Source organism: Pseudomonas sp. GM25 (assembly GCF_000282255.1).
GTDB lineage: Bacteria > Pseudomonadota > Gammaproteobacteria > Pseudomonadales > Pseudomonadaceae > Aquipseudomonas > Aquipseudomonas aphyarum.
On record NZ_AKJQ01000042.1, the window covers coordinates 27,006 to 44,884 of the forward strand.

2 protein-coding genes (1 of these 2 only partly in view) are annotated in these 17,879 nt (G+C 64.0%); both read left to right on the forward strand.

The genetic code is table 11. The features are described 5' to 3' along the window. A protein-coding gene (locus PMI24_RS16910; protein WP_007955993.1) for a non-ribosomal peptide synthase/polyketide synthase crosses the window boundary here: on the forward strand, positions 1-5,699 show its 3' end. The gene continues 16,885 nt to the left of window position 1, outside the view; only the last 5,699 of its 22,584 coding nucleotides appear in the window; its start codon lies beyond the left edge, outside the window; its stop codon occupies positions 5,697-5,699. After that, on the forward strand, positions 5,696-17,879 hold a 12,184-nt coding region (locus PMI24_RS16915), incomplete at its 3' end, for a non-ribosomal peptide synthetase (protein WP_007955994.1). The genes PMI24_RS16910 and PMI24_RS16915, both read left to right, overlap by 4 nt.

Consider the following 17,879-nt stretch of genomic DNA (forward strand, 5'->3'; position numbering starts at 1 on the left):
AAACGCAGCAGGCTCTGACCGAAGCGACCGGCCAGCGTCTGCGCAGCCTCGCACGGCAACTGGGCATCAGCGTGGCCAGCCTGTTCCACCTTGCGTGGGCACAGGTGCTGGCCGCGACATCCGGGCAGGATCGTGTGGTATTCGGCACGGTGCTGATGGGCCGGATGCAGGGCGGCGAGGGTGCCGACCGGGCGTTGGGGATGTTCATCAACACCTTGCCGCTGCGGGTCGATCTGGGGACAACTCCGGTGCGCGAAGGGGCTCGGGCGACGCATGCGCGTCTGAGTGCTTTGCTCGGTCATGAACACGCTTCACTGGCGCTGGCCCAGCGTTGCAGCGGTGTGGCCGCACCATCGCCGCTGTTCAGTTCGATGCTCAACTACCGGCACAGCGCCGACGAGGCGCAACAGCAAAGCGTGCGTCGGGCCTGGCAAGGCATCGAGACCCTGAGCAGCGAGGAGCGCACCAACTATCCATTGAGCCTGGGTGTCGATGATCTGGGCAGCGGTTTTGTGCTCACCGCCATGACCCCGGCGAGCATTGGTTCGCAGCGGATCTGCGACTACATGCAGACCGCGCTGGAGGCACTGGCGGATGCTCTGGAGCAGGCACCGGATCAGCCGCTGAACCGCTTGCCGATCCTTGACGGCGCAGAACGTCAGCAGGTGCTGTACGACCTCAACGTCACCGACACCGCAGACGATCTGGAGCAGACCGTTCACGGGCTGTTCGAGGCACAAGTACAACGCACGCCGCAAGCCGTTGCGTTGCAGGCCGGTGAACAGCGGCTGACTTACGCCGAGCTCAACGCACAGGCCAACCGTCTGGCCCATCACCTGCGCGAACTGGGCGTGGGGCCGGATGCGCGGGTGGCGATCTGTGTCGAGCGCGGGCTGGAGCTGATAGTCGGTCTGGTCGGTATTCTCAAGGCGGGCGGTGCCTATGTGCCGCTGGACCCGGCGTATCCGGCGGAACGTCTGGATTACATGCTCAAGGACAGCGCCCCGGTGGCGGTGCTGGTTCATGGGGCGACGCGTGAGTTGCTGGGCGAGAGCACCGCGCTGGTGATCGATCTGGATCAGGCTCACTGGACATTCAATCCGGACGACAATCCGCAAGTGCCGAACCTGAGCGCTTCGAACCTGGCCTATGTGATCTACACCTCCGGTTCGACCGGTTCGCCGAAAGGTGTGATGGTCGAGCATCGCGGCGTGGGCAATTTGTTGCACTGGAGTTCTCAGCTGTGTCCTGCCGTGACGGACGGCGCCCTGTTGCAGAAAACCCCGTTCAGTTTCGATGCCTCGGTCTGGGAGCTGTTCTGGCCGTTGGGCGCCGGTTTGCGTCTGGTGCTGGCGCGTCCTGACGGGCACCGCGAGCCGGCGTATCTGGCGCAGGTGATTCGCGAGCAGCGGATCAGCGTGATCCAGTTCGTGCCGGTGCTGTTGCAACAGTTCCTCGAGCAGGACGATGTCAGCCAGTGCAGCAGCCTCACCGATGTGTTCTGTGGTGGCGGCGACCTGACCCCGGCGCTGGCTCGTCTGGTACGTGAGCGTTTGCCGAAAGTGCGTTTGCACAACGTCTACGGTCCGACTGAAGCCACGGTCGACAGCACGGTGTGGACGCTGGAACCGTCGATGCCGGTGCCGGACAGTGCGTTGCCGATCGGACGGCCGATCAACAACACCCGTCTGTATGTACTCGACGCCGCCGAACGGCCGGTGCCGATGGGCGTCACCGGTCAGTTGTTCATTGGCGGTGCCGGGGTTGCGCGGGGTTATCTGGGGTTACCGCAATTGATGGTCGAACGGTTTATCCCGAGCCCGTTCGTGGCCGGCGATCGGCTGTACGCCACGGGCGACCGGGTGCGTTACCGCGCCGATGGCCAGCTCGAATTCATCGGGCGCAACGACTTCCAGGTCAAGCTGCGTGGCTTGCGTCTGGAACCGGGTGAGATCGAAGCGCAACTGTTGAGCCATCCAGCCTTGCGAGAAGCCGTGGTGCTGGTGCGTGAGGAGCGTCTGGTGGCGTACTTCACCTGGCACGCCGAAGCCGGGCAACCGGGGATCGAGGCGTTGCGCGAACACTTGCTCGCACGCTTACCCGATTACATGGTGCCGTCGGCATTCGTCGCGCTCGACAGCCTGCCGCTGAGCCCCAACGGCAAGGTAGATCGCAAGGCGCTGCCGGCCCCCGGTGCCGAGTCGGTGCTGGTGCGTGAATACGAACCTCCCGTCGGCGAGACCGAAATCGCTTTGGCCCGGTTGTGGGCCGAGGTGCTGAAAGTCGAGCGGGTCGGGCGTCACGATCACTTCTTTGAACTGGGCGGGCACTCGCTGCTGGCGGTGAGCCTGATCGAACGCATGCGTCAGATCGGCCTGAGCACCGACGTGCGCGTGCTGTTCAGTCAGCCGACCCTGGCCGCACTGGCCGCCGCCGTGGGCAGCGGGCGGGAAATCGAAGTGCCGGCCAATCGCATCGCGGCCGGTTGCACCCGCATCACCCTGGACATGCTGACGCTGGTTTCGCTGGATCAGGCCGCTATCGAACGCGTGGTGTCCAGCGTGCCGGGCGGCGCCGCGAACGTGCAGGATATTTATCCGTTGGCGCCGTTGCAGGAAGGCATTCTTTACCACCACTTGAGTGCGGGAGAAGGCGATCCCTACCTGCTGCAATCGCGGCTGGCGTTTGACAGTCTTGAACGTCTGCAGCGTTTCAGCGCAGCGTTGCAACACGTCATCGACCGCCATGACGTGTTGCGTACCGGTGTGGTGTGGGAAGGTTTGAGCGTGCCGGTGCAGGTCGTGTGGCGTCGGGCTGAACTGGTGGTGCAGGAGGTCATGCTGGATCCTTCGGCCGGCGACATCCTTGAACAACTGCACGCCCGCTTCGATGCCCGGCATTACCGCCTCGACATCGCTCAGGCGCCGTTGCTGCGGTTGGTGTACGCCCGCGATCCGGCCCATGACCGGGTGGTGGCGATGCTGCTGTTCCATCACATCGTGCTCGACCACACTGCGCTGGAAGTGGTGCGCCATGAAATGCAGGCGTACCTGCGTGGGGCCGACGAGCCGTTGCCAGCGGCGGTGCCGTACCGCAACTACGTGGCGCAGGCGCGGCTAGGCGTCACGGAGCAGGAACATGAAGCGTTCTTCCGCGACATGCTCGGCGACATCGACGAGCCGACTTTGCCGTTCAGCCTGCGCGATGTGCGCGGCGACGGACGCGGCATTGAGGAAGTGCAGCAGGCGCTCGACAACGGCCTGAACCTGCGTCTGCGCAGTCAGGCGCGGCAGCTGGGCATCAGCGTGGCCAGCCTGTTCCACCTCGCGTGGGCCCAGGTATTGGCGGCGACGTCCGGGCAGGACAATGTAGTGTTCGGCACTGTGTTGATGGGCCGGATGCAGGGCGGTCAGGGCGCCGACCGCGCGCTGGGCATGTTCATCAACACCTTGCCGTTGCGGGTCGATCTTGGCGAAACCCCGGTGCGCGAAGCGGTCAAGGCGACGCATCAGCGTCTCACCGCGCTGCTGGGGCATGAGCATGCTTCGCTGGCGCTGGCCCAGCGTTGCAGCGGGATCGCGGCGCCGTCGCCGTTGTTCAGCGCGATGCTCAACTACCGGCATAGTCACGGCGCCGAGCATTCGGACAGCGTGATTCAGGCCTGGCAAGGCATCGAGACCCTGAGCAGTGAAGAACGCACCAACTACCCGCTGAGCCTGAACGTCGATGACCTGGGCAACGGTTTCTCGTTGATTGCCATGGTGCCGGCGGACATTGGCGCGCAGCGGATTTGCGGTTACATGCAAACGGCGCTGTTGGCGTTGGTGGAGGCGCTGGAGCAGGCACCGACGCGGGCGATGAATCGTTTGCCGATTCTTGAGGGGGGTGAGCGGCAGCGGTTGTTGTTCGACCTCAATGCTACGGACGTCGGCTACGACCTTGAGCAGAGCATTCATGGTCTGTTCGAGGCGCAAGTGTTGCGCACGCCGCAGGCGGTGGCGGTGCTTTCCGGTGAACAGCGACTGAGTTATGCCGAGCTGAATGCTCGGGCCAACCGTTTGGCCCATCACTTGCGCGGTTTGGGTGTTGGCCCGGATGCGCGGGTGGCGATCTGTGTCGAGCGCGGGCTGGAAATGGTGGTCGGGTTGCTGGCCATTTTGAAGGCTGGCGGCGGTTATGTGCCGCTGGATCCGGCGTATCCGCTGGAGCGTCTGGCCTACATGCTGGAAGACAGCGCGCCGTCGGCGGTGTTGGTGCAGGGCTCGACTCGCGGGTTGTTGGGTGAGGTGGCGGTGCCGGTGGTCGATCTGGATCACGACACCTGGCAATCGCTGTCGGGCGATAACTTGTCGGTCGATGGACTGACTCCGCAGCACACGGCTTACGTGATTTACACCTCGGGTTCGACCGGTCAGCCGAAAGGCGTGATCAACGAGCATTCAGGGGTGGTCAACCGCTTGCTGTGGATGCAGGACGCCTATCGCCTTGGCTTCGAAGATGCGGTGCTGCAAAAGACGCCGTTCAGCTTCGACGTCTCGGTCTGGGAGTTCTTCTGGCCACTGATGACCGGCGCCCGGTTGGTGATGGCCCGTCCGGGCGGGCACAAGGATCCGCTGTACCTCAGCGAAGTGATCGAACAACAGCAGATCACCACGCTGCACTTCGTGCCGTCGATGCTCGACGTGTTCCTCGCCCATGGCGACACCGCACGTTGCAACGGCTTGCGTCAGGTGATGTGCAGCGGTGAAGCCTTGCCGGGCAGTCTGGTGCGGCGCTTCAAACAGCAATTGCCGAACAGTGGTTTGCACAACCTCTATGGCCCGACCGAAGCAGCGGTGGACGTCACGGCGTGGGATTGCGCCGGGCCCGTCGACACCACGCCGGACAACACGCCAATCGGCAAACCGATCGCCAACACCCGCATGTACATCCTCGATGCCCAGCAGCAACCGGTGCCGCAAGGCGTGGTCGGCGAGTTGTACATCGGTGGTGTGCAGGTGGCGCGGGGTTACCTGAACCGTCCTGAACTCAGCGCTGAGCGTTTCCTTCAGGATCCATTCCAGCCCAATGGTCGGATGTACCGCACCGGCGACGTCGCTCGTTATCTGGCCAATGGCAACATCGAATACCTGGGCCGCAACGACGATCAGGTGAAGATCCGAGGCCTGCGTATCGAACTCGGTGAAATCCAGTCACGCCTGACCGACATCAGCGGCGTGCAGGAAGCGGCGGTGCTGGCCCGCGAAGACGTACCGGGGGACAAACGTCTGGTCGCCTATTACACCGGCGCCCGCCTGGAAATCGACGTACTGCGCGGTCACCTGCTCGAACACCTACCGGATTACATGGTGCCGGCGGTGTTCATGCACCTCGATGCGCTGCCACTGAGCCCCAACGGCAAACTCGACCGCAAGGCCTTGCCATTGCCGGATCAAGCTTCTGTGATCACACGTGAATACGAAGCACCGGTCGGCGAAGTGGAAATCCTCTTGGCCGGACTGTGGGCCGAACTGCTCAACGTGGAACGGGTAGGGCGCCACGACAACTTTTTTGAACTGGGCGGGCACTCATTGCTGGCGGTCAGTCTGATCGGCCGGTTACGTCAGGAAGGCATGGAAGCCGAAGTCAGGGCGTTGTTTGAACAACCGACCCTGGCCGGTTACGCCGCAATTACGGAAAGAATGGAGATCGTCCTGTGAACGTGATCGAACTGTTGGCAACACTCAAGGCTAAAGACATCCAGTTGGCGGTCACCGACGACCAGTTGCGGGTACAGGGCAACAAACAGGCGCTGAGCGATCCGGCGGTGCTGGCGCTGTTGCGCGAGCACAAACCGGCGCTGATCGAACTGATCAAGGCCGGGCAATATTCAGCGACCAAGAGCGGTCAGGTCGAGGTGCCGGCCAATGGCATTGCACCGGGCACCACACGCATCACTCCGGCAATGCTGACCCTGGCGGAACTTGATCAGGTGACCATCGACCGTCTGGTTGCCGACGTGCCGGGCGGTGCGGCCAATGTGCAGGACATCTACCCGCTGGCGCCGTTGCAGGAAGGCATTCTTTACCACCATGTCAGCGCCACGCAGGGTGATCCGTACGTGATGCAGGCGCATTTCGCCTTTGCAGATCGCGGGCGCTTGAACGCGTTCGTTCAGGCTTTGCAGGCCGTGATCGATCGTCACGACATCCTGCGTACGGCGGTGGTATGGGATGGACTGGATACGCCGCAGCAAGTGGTCTGGCGTCACGCCGAATTGCCGGTGGAAGAGATCGATGCCGAAGGCGATGCGCTGGCGTACTTGCATGAGCGTTTCGATGCCCGGGAATTCCGCATGGATGTGGGCCGGGCGCCGATGATGCGCCTGGCCCATGCGTGGGACGAAACCGGGCAACGTGTGGTTGCGACGTTGCTGTTCCATCACATGGCGCTGGATCACTCGGCGCTCGATGTGGTGCGGCATGAGATGCGTGCGTTCCTCACGGGGCAGGGCAATCTGCTGGGGCGGCCGGTCGCGTTCCGTGATTACGTGGCGCAGGCGCGACTGGGTGTCAGCGAGAGCGAGCACGAGGCGTTCTTCCGCGACATGCTCGGCGATATCGACGAGCCGACCTTGCCGTTTGGTTTGCAGGATGTGCAGGGCGACGGGCACGGCATCACCGAGTTGAGCGTGCCGGTGGAGTCAGCATTGGGCCAACGCCTGCGGGGGCAGGCGCGGCAGCTCGGAGTGAGCGCGGCTAGCCTGTTTCATCTGGCCTGGGCGCAGGTGCTGGCCACGCTTGCCGGCAAGCAACGCGTGGTGTTCGGCACAGTGTTGATGGGCCGTCTGCAAGGCGCCGAAGCTACCGACCGGGCGCTGGGCATTTTCATCAACACTTTGCCGGTGCGGGTCGATGTCGACACCCAGAGCGTACGCAGCGCCGTGCAGGCGACCCACGCGCGCCTGACCACGTTGATGCGTCATGAACACGCGCCGCTGGCGCTGGCCCAGCGTTGCAGCAGCGTGGCCGCACCGACGCCGCTGTTCAGCGCTTTGCTCAATTACCGTCACAGCCATGGCGCCGGGTCGGCCAGCGCACAAACCCTGTCGGCGTGGGAAGGCATCACCACTCTGCACTCGGAAGAACGCACCAATTATCCGCTGACCCTGAGTATCGATGACCTGGGCGATGCTTTCAGCCTGACCCTGCTCGCCACCACTGAGATCGACCCGCAGCGGGTGTGCGATTACATGCTCGGTGCCCTGAACGGTCTGGTGTCCGCGCTGGAACAGGTGCCGGATTCGCCGATCAGCCAGGTATCGATCCTGCCGGACGCGGAGCGCGAGCAGATCCTGCGCGGCTTCAATGCGACCCGGGCCGACTATCCGCAAGGGCTGACAATTCACCAACGTTTCGAGGCGCAAGTCATCGAACGGCCGGAAGCGGTGGCGGCGGTGTTCCTCGGTGAACAGGTCACCTACGCCGAACTGAACCTGCACGCCAACGCCCTGGCCCATCATCTGATCAGCCTGGGCGTTCGCCCCGATGATCGCGTGGCCATCGTCGCCCGCCGAGGGCTGGATACGCTGGCCGGCCTGCTGGCGATTCTCAAGGCCGGCGCCGGTTACGTGCCGGTCGACCCGGCGCATCCGGCCGAGCGCCTGAGCTACCTGCTCAGCGACAGCGCCCCGGTGGTGGTGCTGACCCAGAGCGATCTGCGTAATCGACTGCCGACGCTGGACGTCCCGGTCATCGACCTAGACCGCCGCACCTGGCCACTGAGCCTGGCCCTCGACCCGCAGGTGCCGGGGCTGACCAACGAGCATCTGGCCTACGTGATCTACACCTCGGGCTCGACCGGTCTGCCCAAGGGCGTGATGGTCGAACACCGCACCCTGTCCAACCTCGTCGATTGGCATTGCGGCGCGTTCGATCTGTGCGCCGGCCGCCACACGTCAAGCCTTGCCGGCTTCGGTTTCGACGCCATGGCCTGGGAAGTCTGGCCGGCCCTGTGTGCCGGCGCGACCCTGCACCTGGCCCCGACTCGCGACGGCAACGAAGACATCGACGCTTTGCTCGACTGGTGGCGCGCGCAGCCGCTGGACGTGAGCTTCCTGCCCACGCCGGTGGCCGAATATGCCTTCAGTCAAAACCTCGAACACCCGACCTTGCGCACACTGCTGATCGGCGGCGATCGCCTGCGGCAGTTCAGCCGTCACCAGCATTTCGATGTGATCAACAACTACGGCCCGACCGAAGCCACGGTGGTGGCGACCTCGGGCAAGGTCGACGCCGGGCAGGCGCTGCACATCGGTCGGCCGGTGAGCAATGCCACGGTCTACCTGCTGGATGAACAGCAACGTCCAGTGCCTATCGGCGTGGCGGGGGAGTTGTATGTCGGTGGCGCCGGGGTTGCCCGGGGGTATCTGAACCGTCCCGAGCTGACGGCCGAGCGCTTTCTCGACGATCCGTTCAACAGCGGGCGCATGTATCGCACGGGTGACCTCGCACGCTGGCAAAGCGACGGCACTCTCGAATACCTGGGACGCAACGACGATCAGGTGAAGATTCGCGGCGTGCGCATCGAGCTGGGCGAGATTGAAACCCGCCTCAACCAGCTCCCCGGTATTCAGGAAGCGGTATTGCTGGCCCGTGAAGACGAACCCGGCCAGCCGCGGCTCGTCGCCTATTACACCGAACAGGCTCAGGTCGAACCGCAACCGGTGGCTGAGTTGCGTGCTTGCCTGCTGGCGCAATTGCCCGAGTACATGGTGCCGACGGCGTTCGTGCGACTGGATGCGTTGCCGCTGACCGCCAACGGCAAGGTCGACCGCAAGGCCTTGCCAGCGCCGGATCGCGCGGCGCTGTTCACTCGCGAGTACGAAGCACCGCAAGGCGAACTGGAAACCGCGCTGGCGCAGATCTGGGGCGAAGTGCTGCAAGTCGAGCGGGTCGGGCGCCGGGACCACTTCTTCGAACTGGGGGGGCATTCGCTGCTGGCGATGCGCATGGTGTCCCAGGTTCGCCAACGCCTGGGCGTCGAGCTGGCCCTCAGTGAGCTGTTCGCCAATGCCGAACTGGCGGCGGTCGCCGAGGTGCTGGCCCGGGCCGGTCGCAGCTCGCAACCGGCGATTGTCCCAGTGCCTCGCGACGGTGCGCTGCCGCTGTCGTTCGCCCAGCAACGGCTGTGGTTTCTGGCGCGGATGGAAGGAGTCAACACGGCCTACAACATTCCGCTGGGCCTGCGCCTGCGCGGTCATCTCGACGAAACAGCGCTGCAACAGGCATTGGCGCGGATCGTCGAGCGTCACGAAACCCTGCGCAGCCGTTTTGTCCCGCACGACGATGATGTGCAGGTGATGATTGCGCCGCTCGACATTGGCGTGCTGCTACGGGACGAAGATCTGCGTCAGCATCCACGCGCCGACGAAGCCTTGCAGACATTGATCCGTGAACAGGCCTCGACCCCGTTCGATTTGCAGCACGATTCGCTAATTCGCGGGTGTCTGGTGCGGTTGGCCGACGACCACCATGTGTTGCTGCTGACCCTGCACCACATCATCTCCGATGGCTGGTCGATGGGCGTTCTGACCCGTGAACTGATGGCGCTGTATCAGGCGTTCAGCCATGGCCTGGCCAATCCGCTGCCACCGCTGGCGCTGCAATATGCCGACTACGCGATCTGGCAACGGCGCTGGTTGAGCGGTGAAGTGCTGCAACGGCAGAGCGATTACTGGCAGCAGAATCTGGTCGGGGCCCCGACCTTGCTGGTGCTGCCGACCGATCGTCCGCGTCCGGCGCAACAGGATTACACCGGCGCCAGCGTCGAGTTCCGGCTCGATGAACCGCTGAGCGCCGGGCTCAAGGCGCTGAGCCAGCGGCACGGCGTGACGATGTACATGACGATGGTGAGCGCCTGGGCGCTGTTGCTCGGTCGCTTGTCCGGGCAGTCGGACGTGGTGGTCGGCTCGCCGATTGCCAACCGTGGCCGGGCGGAAATCGAGGGTTTGATTGGCTTGTTCATCAACACCCTGGCCCTGCGCATTGACACCTCCGGCGAGCTCAGCGTCGAGGCGCTGCTGGCTCGGGTCAAAGCGCTGACGTTACAGGCTCAGGCCCATCAGGACCTGCCTTTCGAACAAGTGGTGGAGGTCACCCGGCCGGCGCGCAGCCTGTCCCACAGCCCGTTGTTCCAGAACACCTTGAGCTGGGAAAACAGCGTCGGCCCGGCGCTGGCGCTGGGTGAGCTGGCACTGGAAAGCGTGGCCGGCCCGACCCGTTTCGCCAAGTTCGACCTGTCGCTGACCCTGGGCGAAACCCACGAGGGCATTCGCGGCGTGATGGAATACGCCACGGCGTTGTTCGATGAGTCGACCATCCAGCGTTACACCGGCTACTTCGAGCAATTGCTGCGTGCGATGGTTGCCAACGATCAGGCGGCACTGGAACAGCTCGACATGGTTCAGGCTCACGAACGCGAGCAGTTGCTGGTTGCGTTCAACGACACGCACGCTGAGTTTGTGTCGGGGCTGACGATTGCGCAGCGATTCGAGGCGCAAGTGATCGAGCGTCCCGAGGCGGTTGCGGCGGTCAGCCAGGGGCAGGGGCTGAGCTTTGCCGAGCTGAACCGACAGGCCAATACCCTGGCTCATCACCTGATCGGGTTGGGTGTTCGCCCCGATGATCGGGTGGCCATCGTCGCCCGGCGCGGGCTCGACACGCTGGTCGGGCTGGTGGCCATTCTCAAGGCGGGGGCCGGTTATGTGCCGGTGGATCCGGCGCACCCGGCGGAGCGTTTGAACTATCTGCTGAGCGACAGTGCGCCCGTGGCCGTGCTGTGCCTGAGTGATTTGCGTGAACGCCTGCCGGCGCTGGACGTGCCGGTGATCGACCTCGATCTGCAGGTCTGGCCGGACACCGAAACCGGCAATCCGCAGGTGCCTGGCCTGACCAGCGAACACCTGGCCTACGTGATCTACACCTCGGGCTCCACCGGTTTGCCCAAGGGCGTGATGGTCGAACATCACACCTTGAGCAACCTCGTCGACTGGCATTGCAAAGCATTCGATCTGTGCGCCGGTCGCCACACATCGAGCCTTGCCGGTTTCGGCTTCGACGCCATGGCCTGGGAAGTCTGGCCGGCCCTGTGTGCCGGCGCGACCCTGCACCTGGCGCCGGCCCGCGATGGCAGCGAAGACGTGGATGCGCTGCTCGACTGGTGGTGCGCACAGCCGCTGGACGTGAGTTTCCTGCCGACGCCAGTGGCCGAATACGCCTTCAGCCAGAACCTCGAACACCCGACCCTGCGCACGCTGCTGATCGGCGGCGACCGCTTGCGTCAATTCAACCGTCAGCAGTCGTTCGATGTGGTCAACAACTACGGCCCGACGGAGGCCACGGTGGTTGCCACCTCGGGCATCGTCGAAGCGGGGCAGGCGCTGCACATCGGCAAACCGATCGCCAACGCGACGGTGTACCTGCTCGATGAGCAGCGGCGTCCGGTGCCGGTCGGCGTGGCCGGGGAGCTTTATGTGGGCGGTGCCGGTGTGGCCCGGGGTTACCTGAATCGTCCGGATCTGACCGAGGAACGTTTTGTAAACGACCCGTTCAACCACGGGCGCATGTACCGCACAGGCGACCTGGCCCGATGGCGCGCCGACGGCTCCATCGAGTACCTGGGGCGCAACGACGATCAAGTGAAAATCCGTGGTGTGCGGGTCGAACTCGGCGAAATCGAAACCCGCCTCAACCAATTGCCCGGTATTCAGGAAGCGGTGCTGGTGGCCCGCGAAGACGAACCTGGCCAGGTGCGGTTGGTGGCGTATTTCACCGAACAGCCACAGGTCGAACCGCTGGCCGTGGCGGAACTGCGGGCGCATTTGCTCAGCCAATTGCCTGAGTACATGGTGCCGGCGGCGTTCGTCAGACTCGACGCGCTGCCGCTGACCGCCAACGGCAAGGTCGACCGCAAGGCGTTGCCCGCGCCGGATCGCAGCGCCTTGTTCACCCGCGACTATCAGGCGCCGCAGGGTGAACTGGAAACCACCCTGGCGCAGATCTGGGCCGAAGTGCTGCAGGTCGAACAGGTCGGGCGTCAGGATCACTTTTTCGAATTGGGCGGCCACTCGTTGCTGGCGATGCGCATGCTGTCTCAGGTGCGCCAGCGGCTGGGCGTGGAACTGACCCTCGCTGAGCTGTTCGCCAATGCCGAACTCGCCGCTGTGGCCGAAGTCCTGGCCGAGGCTGGACGCTGCACGCAACCGGCAATCAGGCCGGTTCCACGCGAGGGCGCGCTGCCGTTGTCGTTCGCCCAGCAACGCTTGTGGTTCATGTCCCAGCTGGAAGGCGCCAACACCGCTTACAACATTCCGCTCGGCCTGCGCCTGCGTGGTCGCCTCGACGAAGCCGCTTTGCAACGGGCACTGGCGCGGATCGTCGAGCGTCACGAAACCTTGCGCAGCCGCTTTGCCCAGTTCAATGAGGAAGCCCAGGTGCTGATCGCGCCGCTCGACAGCGGTGTGCTGTTACGGGTCGAAGACTTGCGCCAGCACCCGCAGGCCGACGAAGCCTTGCAGGCGCTGATTCAGGGCGAAGCCTCGGGGCCGTTCGATTTGCAGGACGATCCGCTGATTCGCGGGCGTCTGGTGCGACTCGCCGATGATCATCATGTGCTGTTGCTGACCCTGCACCACATCGTCTCCGATGGCTGGTCGATGGGTGTGCTGACCCGCGAACTGATGGCGCTGTATCAGGCGTTTAGCCATGGCGAGGCCGATCCGCTGCCGCCGCTGGTGTTGCAGTACACCGACTACGCCGCGTGGCAGCGCCGCTGGCTGAGCGGTGAAGTCTTGCAACGTCAGAGCGATTACTGGCAGCAGACCCTGACCGGTGCGCCGGCACTGTTGATGTTGCCGACCGACCGTCCACGCCCGGCCCAGCAGGATTACGCCGGCAGCAGTGTCGACATCCGGCTGGATGAGCGTTTGAGCGCAGGCCTCAAGGCGCTGTGCCAACGACACGGCGTGACACCGTACATGGCGGTGATGAGCGCGTGGGCGATGTTGCTCGGTCGCTTGTCCGGGCAGTCGGACGTGGTGATCGGCTCGCCGGTCGCCAACCGTAACCGGGCGGAAATCGAAGGGCTGATCGGGCTGTTCGTCAACACGCTGGCCGTGCGCATCGACACCTCGGGCGCGCTGAGCGTCGAGGCGCTGCTGGCGCGGGTCAAGGCGTGCACGCTGGGAGCGCAGGCCCATCAGGATCTGCCGTTCGAGCAGGTGGTGGAAATCACCCGGCCGGTGCGCAGCCTGTCTCACAGCCCGTTGTTTCAGACGCTGCTGAGCTGGGACAGTGGCAGCGGTGCAACGCTGGCCCTCGGTGACCTGACGCTGGAAGGGGTGGCCGAGCCGAGCCACTTTGCCAAGTTTGATCTGTCGCTGACGTTGGGCGAGGCCCAGGGTGTGATCCGGGGTTCGCTGGAATACGCCACGGCGCTGTTCGATGAATCGACGGTTCAGCGTTATGCCGGTTACTTGCAGCAGCTGTTGCAGGCCATGGTCGGCGACGATCAGGCGTTGCTGGAGCAGGTGGATGTGCTGGCGGAGGATGAGCGTCGGCATTTGCTGCATGGCTTCAATGCCACTGATGTTGATTACGACCTTCAGCAGAGCATTCATGGTCTGTTCGAGGCGCAGGTCGCGCGGTCGCCGCAGGCTGTGGCGGTGCTTTCCGGTGAACAGCGACTAAGTTATGCCGAGCTGAATGCTCGGGCCAATCGTTTGGCGCATCACTTGCGCTGTTTGGGCGTTGGCACGGATGCGCGGGTGGCGATCTGTGTCGAGCGCGGGTTGGAGATGGTGGTCGGATTGCTGGCCATTTTGAAGGCTGGCGGCGGTTATGTGCCGCTGGATCCGGCGTATCCGCTGGAGCGTCTGGCCTACATGCTGGAGGACAGCGCGCCGTCGGCGGTGTTGGTGCAGGGTTCGACTCGTGGGTTGTTGGGTGAAGTGGCGGTGCCGGTGGTCGATCTGGATCACGACACCTGGCAATCGTTGTCGGCCGATAATCTTTCGGTCGATGGACTGACTCCGCAGCACACGGCGTATGTGATCTACACCTCCGGCTCAACTGGCCAGCCGAAAGGTGTGATCAACGAGCATTCAGGGGTGGTCAACCGCTTGTTGTGGATGCAGGACGCCTATCGCCTTGGTTTTGAAGATGCGGTCCTCCAAAAGACTCCGTTCAGTTTCGACGTATCGGTCTGGGAGTTCTTCTGGCCACTGATGACCGGCGCGCGACTGGTCATGGCCCGTCCGGGCGGCCACAAGGATCCGCTGTACCTCAGCGAAGTCATCGAAGCCGAACGCATCACCACGCTGCACTTCGTACCATCGATGCTCGACGTGTTCCTCGCCCATGGCGACACCGCGCGTTGCCATGGTTTGCGTCAGGTGATGTGCAGCGGTGAAGCGTTGCCGGGCAGTCTGGTGCGGCGCTTCAAGCAGCAATTGCCGAACAGTGGCTTGCACAATCTCTACGGCCCGACCGAAGCGGCAGTGGACGTTACGGCCTGGGATTGCGCCGGGCCAATCGACACCACACCGGACAACACCCCGATCGGCAAACCGATCGCCAATACCCGCATGTACATCCTCGATGCCCAGCAGCAACCAGTACCGCAAGGCGTGGTCGGCGAGCTGTACATCGGTGGCGTGCAAGTGGCTCGCGGTTACTTGAATCGTCCCGAATTGAGCGCTGAGCGTTTCCTTCAGGATCCATTCCAGCCTAATGGCCGCATGTACCGCACCGGCGACGTCGCCCGTTATCTGGCGGACGGCAACATCGAATACCTGGGCCGCAACGACGATCAGGTGAAGATCCGTGGCCTGCGTATCGAACTCGGCGAAATCCAGTCCCGCCTGACCGACATCAGCGGCGTGCAGGAAGCCGCGGTGCTGGCCCGCGAGGACGTGCCGGGAGATAAACGTCTGGTGGCTTACTACACCGGCGCCGGTCTGGAAATCGACGTGCTGCGCAGCCATCTGCTGGAACACCTGCCGGATTACATGGTGCCCGCAGTGTTCGTGCACCTCGATGCACTGCCACTGAGCCCCAACGGCAAACTCGACCGCAAGGCGCTGCCGGCCCCGGATCAGGCCTCGGTCATCACCCGCGAATACGAAGCCCCGGTCGGCGAGGTGGAAATCCTCCTCGCCGGACTCTGGGCCGAATTGCTCAACGTGGAACGGGTAGGGCGCCACGACAATTTCTTTGAACTGGGCGGACACTCGCTGATGGCCGTCAACCTGGTGGCGCGGATGCGCCATGTCGGTCTGGCCGCCGACGTGCGCGTGCTGTTCAATCAGCCGACGCTCGCCGCACTGGCCGCCGCGGTCGGCGATGAGACGGAGACCGAAGTCCCGGCCAACCGCATCGCGCCGGACTGCAAACACATCACCCCGGACATGCTGCCACTGGTTGCACTGGATCAGCCCGCCATCGACCGCATCGTCGCCAGCATTCCCGGCGGCGCGGCCAACGTGCAGGACATTTACCCGCTGGCGCCGTTGCAGGCCGGCATTCTGTTCCATCACTTATCGGCGCCGCAGGGCGATCCGTATGTGTTGCAGGCGCAGTTCGCCTTTGCCGATGAGTCACGTCTGCGGGTGTTCGCCGAGGCCTTGCAGGCCGTGATCGAACGCCATGACATCCTGCGCACGTCGCTGTTCTGGGACGGTCTGCAAGAGCCGGTGCAAGTGGTCTGGCGCCAGGCATCGCTGGTGTGTGAAACGGTCGAACTGGACGCCGCTGATGTGGATGCGCTGAGCCAATTGCGCAGCCGCTTCGATGCCCGGCAGTACCGCATGGCTGTCACGCAGGCGCCGCTGATGCGCGTGGTGCACGGCTGGGATGCGGTCAACCGGCGCGTGGTGGCGTTGTTGCTGTTCCATCACCTGGTCATGGATCACATTGCGCTGGAAGTGCTGCGCCACGAGATGCAGGCAGTCCTGCTCGGCCAGGTGCGGCAACTGGCCGAACCGGTGCCATATCGCACTTATGTCGCCCGCACGCGCTCGGGGTTGAGCGAAGAGGAACATGAAACGTTCTTCCGCGAGATGCTCGGCGATATCGACGAACCGACCCTGCCGTATGGCCAGGGCTCTGTCGCGGACAACGGCAACGGGCATGCGCAGCGGTTGCTGGACACCGCGTTGAGCCAGCGGGTCAGGGCCAAGGCCAGACGTCTGGGCGTCAGCGCCGCGAGCCTGATGCACCTGGCCTGGGCCAACGTGCTGGGGCAATTGTCTGGGCGTGAAAACGTGGTGTTCGGCACGGTGCTGCTTGGCCGGCTGCACGGCGGTGAAGGGGCCGAACGGGCGCTGGGGGTGTTCATCAATACCTTGCCGCTGCGCATCGATCTGGTCGGGCAATCGGTAAGAGAGGCCGTGCTGGCGACCCATCAGCGCTTGAACCGCTTGTTGCATCACGAACACGCGCCGCTGGCGCTGGTGCAGCGTTGCAGCGCCATGGCGCCGGGGGCGTCGCTGTTCAATGCGTTGTTCAATTACCGCCACAGTGGTGGCGGAGGCACACCGTCCGCCGAGGTCGTGGCGGCATGGCAGGGCATGCAGTTGCTCGATGCCGAAGAGCGCAGCAACTACCGCCTGAGCCTGAGCGTCGATGACCTGGGCGAAGACTTCAGCCTGACCGCGTTGACCACGGCCGGGATTGATGCCGGGCGAATCTGTGACTACATGCACCTTGCGGTTGGCAGCCTGTTGCAGGCTTTGGAGCAGACGCCGCAATTGGGCGTCGATCAATTGTCGATTCTGCCGCCGGATGAGCGTCGGGAGTTGTTGGTTGGGTTCAATGCGACCCAGCGGGATTATCCGTCGGGGTCGACGGTTCATGGTCTGTTCGAGCAGCAAGTGAAACTGCATCCGCAAGCGGTGGCGGCGGTGCATGGCCGCGCGGCGTTGACCTATGACGAGCTGAATCAACGGGCCAACCGACTGGCCCATTATCTGATCGGGCAGGGCGTGCAACCGGGCGAGCATGTGGCGATTCTGTTGCCGCGTTCGCTGGATCTGTTGATCGCGCAACTGGCCATCGGCAAGTGTGCGGCGGCTTATGTGCCGCTGGACATCAACGCGCCAGCCGAGCGTCAGGCGTTCATGGTTGAGGATTGCGGGGCGAAAGCGCTGCTGACCTTGAGCACTGAAGCGGTTGATTACACCGAGCGCCGGGTCGATCTGGATTTACTTGAACTAGGCGCGCAACCGGTTCACAACCCGGATCTGCCGCAGTCTTCCGAATCGCTGGCCTACATCATGTACACCTCCGGTTCCACCGGCACGCCGAAAGGGGTGATGGTGCCGCACCGGGCGATCGGCCGGCTGGTGATCAACAACGGCTATGCGGATTTCAATGCGCAGGATCGCGTGGCATTCGCTTCCAACCCGGCGTTTGACGCCAGCACCATGGACGTCTGGGGGCCGCTGCTCAACGGTGGGCGAGTGGTGGTGATCGACCATGCGACCTTGCTTGATCCGCAAGCCTTCGGACGTGAACTGGCCAACACCGGCGCCACGATCCTGTTCGTCACCACCGCGCTGTTCAACCAGTACGTGCAGCTGATTCCCGAAGCGCTGAAGGGCCTGCGCATCGTGCTCTGCGGCGGCGAACGCGCCGATCCGGCCGCCTTCCGCCGCTTGCTGACCGAGGCACCAAACCTGCGCATCGTGCACTGCTACGGTCCGACCGAAACCACCACCTACGCCACGACGTTTGAAGTGCGCGACGTGGCGGAAGATGCCGACAGCGTGCCAATCGGCGGCCCGATCTCCAACACCCAGGTCTACGTGCTCGACGCCCGCCAGCAACCGGTACCGATGGGCG